Origin of the sequence: Clostridium neuense, from assembly GCF_045310695.1 — a bacterium.
Taxonomy (GTDB): Bacteria; Bacillota; Clostridia; order Clostridiales; family Clostridiaceae; genus Clostridium_S; species Clostridium_S neuense.
This window is the reverse complement of the sequence record NZ_JBJIAA010000037.1, coordinates 1-3,189: the sequence shown is the minus strand read 5'-3', so window position 1 is coordinate 3,189 and position 3,189 is coordinate 1. Positions and strand designations below refer to the sequence as shown.

The following is a 3,189-nucleotide window of genomic DNA, read 5'->3' as shown; positions in this document are numbered from 1 at the left end:
GGTTTTTACATACATTTAGTTATTGATGGACAATATGAAGATTGCGTATTAACTCAACTACAAGTAATGCCGTTTTTATTCTATTAGACAAGTTGGAACTTATATTACTTTTGATTTTAATATTAGGTTTTTACAATCATTATAACCTAAATTTCCATAGAAATTATTATGCTTTTCATCATTCACTGATTGCATTTGTATTAAAAATGCACCAAGTTCTTTCACTCTTTTTTCTAATTCTTGCATAAAAGATGTACCAATGCCTTTTCTTTGATACTTATGTGATATTACTATTTCTATCAAATCGTAGGCTTTTCCATCATCATACTGTTCAAAATATCCCATGGCAAATCCAACTATTGAATTATCATCACAAAGAATAAGACCATATGAGTCTTCCCTTGTTACTACTTGATGAATTCTTTTATACACTGTTTCTTCTGTCCATTCAGAATCCTCTTGCTCATTATAATATTCAATATATAAAGGAATGACTTTTTCAATATCTGTTATTTTAAGCACACTATACTCCATGTCTACCTCCATAAATTCATATTTATCTACTAATTTTATAAACAATTTTACTTTGCCATATTCTTATATTGTCTATATATATTATAAACTATTGTGTAGGCTTTTCCAATATAATGAAACAAATAAGAGTTAAGAAAAATATATTATATCATTGTAGTTAAACTGTTTATCAGTAATACCTATTCTCTGTGCAGGAGTTAGTACATCACCGTTGCCACTCTTGAAAGCCCAACAGAAATTATAGAATGTCCTTAATATAGTTATAGCGTATTGGGCGTACTTTGGATTATAGTTAGAGTAGATATAACTCTTTCCTTCGCCTCTTGCAGTAACAAGTGGTCTTTCAAGTATTGATATGCTCCTTCTTATCTGATTGAAGAAAGCGTTAATTGAGTGGCTGTTTACTCTTGCCAAGTAGTCGGCTACTTCGCTTGTAGATTTATCTGACAAATCAGTTATACAGTCCACATATCGTACACCTTCATCAATGGATGGTAAGGGGTGTTCTATGGGTTTTTTGCCCCATTTAGGATAACGCTCTCCATCTTTAACTACATAGTCATAAAGGCTGTGATAGTCTAATACTTCTGCTATAATTTGCTTTTGTATTTCAAAGGAGGATAATCCTTTCTTTCCATTATCTTTAACCCATTTTTTAAGTTCTCTCATAGCCTCTGTAAATAAGTTATAAGCCTCTTTCTTGCTTAAATTACGGTCTAACTTACAAAGAAAGTAGTGAGAGTTTTTATCCTTTATAGACTGCGTAAAAACCCTCATAATAGCGTCTATGAGAGAACTATCTTCGTCAGAGATAAAGTTCCACTTATTGCAGTTTATCATTTCTTTAATAAGCCAATAGTGTGCTACAGAGGTGTATTTTGAATTAGTGTGCATACCTTCTATGTAGTCTTTTCTTCTATTAAACTCGGAGAGCCTTAATTCATACTCTGATTTAGTTTCATCATCATTAGGGGTAGGAGGCTGTGGAGCATACGGAAATCTCAATCTTTCATTCTTCCTTGCAAAACCGTATAGGTGGTCATCATGGTACTTAATTGTATCAGCCTCAATCTGCTCCTGTGTAATGTTGAAGTCATACGCTATATCTGCTCTAAATACATACCTTGAATACAGTTCGCTACTGGCTACAAGAAAGGTCTGAAATTTAGTGTCCTCTATGTCATAGTGAAGTCCACCTTTGCCTTTTTTCCTAACATTGTTAAGGTAATATATCATCTTGTCTGTATTGAGCCATATCTTATCAAACTCCATGCTCTTAAAGGCTTTGGTTTCGTATCTTTCAAGAAATTCAAGGCACTTCCTATATAACCACTCTAATTTGTGGTAATAAGTTTTAGGGCTTATATCAAGTATCTCACAAGTACGCTTAACAGGGGTTCTGCTTACGAGCAGTTCTGTAAATAAAGGCAGTATATCATTCTTATTTTGATTATAACTAAAGTTTTCTCTTATTGTAGGCAAGACATTAGTTATCTTCTTACAAGTCTTACATTGATACTTTTGTGAGTTGCCTGTGCTTTTTCCTCTGCTGTAAAAGGCTTTTTTATTATCAAAAGGGTTTTTATAAAAGTCTAAACAGCCATCTTTATGAAAGATATATCTTTCTTCTTTATCAACTACGGTATTTATAGTAATGAGCCTTTTAATTTCTTCTGCGATAGACCAGTTTGATACGCTTTCAGTTATACAGTTCATGCTAATGCCTTCTGTATCTTTAACAACATCTTCATTACAGGCAAGACCTCTACTTACTCCACTACGGACACCGACTATCTTATATCTTGATGGCTTACTCTTAACATTTTCAAACTTCTGCTGTGGCATACCAAACCATTTACAGAAAGGATTGTTGCAATAGTTCATTTGAATAGGGAAGGAGTTTGACTGCTCCACAAGATACGAGGGTAAAAAGATTAAATACCTGTATTTCTTTCCAAAGTCTATAGGGGATAGAGCCTTATAGTCTTTATCCATCTGCTCTAATTCCTTATCGGAATAAGGGCATATCGTTCTTACATCTAAAGAGGTTTCATTTGCTAATTCCTTTAGTTTAGGCAATTAAAAATCATCCTCCTCAATATAAGTAGTGTCATTTGAGGCTTCTTCATTATTATTTATACCAAATATAATTTCATTTATTTTCTTCTTGCTCCTACGATTTTTGAGCCATTCTACAAAATTACTATCTTTCAAAATATTCTGTAGGAACATATCTACGACTTCATCTTCCTCATATTCAGTGTATTTAGCATAGTATTCAACGATAAGTTTAGTTTTGTGAGAAATCTTGTAAGAAACATTCTCTTTATTAGTGTTTTTAGGCTTAATGAAATCCATAAGATACCTCCAAATAGAATATTTGTTCCTATTTATATTATACCCTAATTGAAGAAAAACAACCAGTTTTACAAGCATTTTTACATACATTTTTACACGTATTTTTGCAGTTGTAATAATTTTATTACATCGGTTTTTTGTTTTGCAAAAACCTGTGTAAAAATTAGTGCAGTTTTATAAGAAATTACCACTAAACCGTTGATTTGAGCCAAAATAAAAGAGTGCAAAAATCAATGTAATTTTGCACTCAAAAGTTATTGTATTTTTTGTTTTTGAACCTCTAAAGTAAACCCGTTA

General features: G+C 32.1%; 3 protein-coding genes. All 3 read right to left on the bottom strand.

The features are described from left to right. Positions 1–99: 99 nt before the first annotated feature. Entirely contained in the window at positions 100–534 is a 435-nt protein-coding gene (locus ACJDT4_RS23225) for a GNAT family N-acetyltransferase (protein ID WP_406790006.1), read from the bottom strand. A 129-nt stretch (positions 535–663) separates the two neighbouring features. Beyond that, on the bottom strand, positions 664–2,613 hold the full coding sequence (locus ACJDT4_RS23220; RefSeq protein WP_406790005.1) for an insertion element protein: 1,950 nt from the start codon (positions 2,611–2,613) through the stop codon (positions 664–666). Next, positions 2,614–2,892, bottom strand: a complete 279-nt coding sequence (locus ACJDT4_RS23215) for a hypothetical protein (RefSeq protein ID WP_406790004.1) — start codon at positions 2,890–2,892, stop codon at positions 2,614–2,616. Positions 2,893–3,189: the final 297 nt, after the last annotated feature.

Excerpts from the sequence above, each read along its gene's own strand:
- ACJDT4_RS23225 (WP_406790006.1), bottom strand. The coding sequence starts at position 534 with ATGGAGTATAGTGTGCTTAAAATAACAGATATTGAAAAAGTCATTCCT.
- ACJDT4_RS23215 (WP_406790004.1), bottom strand. The coding sequence starts at position 2,892 with ATGGATTTCATTAAGCCTAAAAACACTAATAAAGAGAATGTTTCTTAC.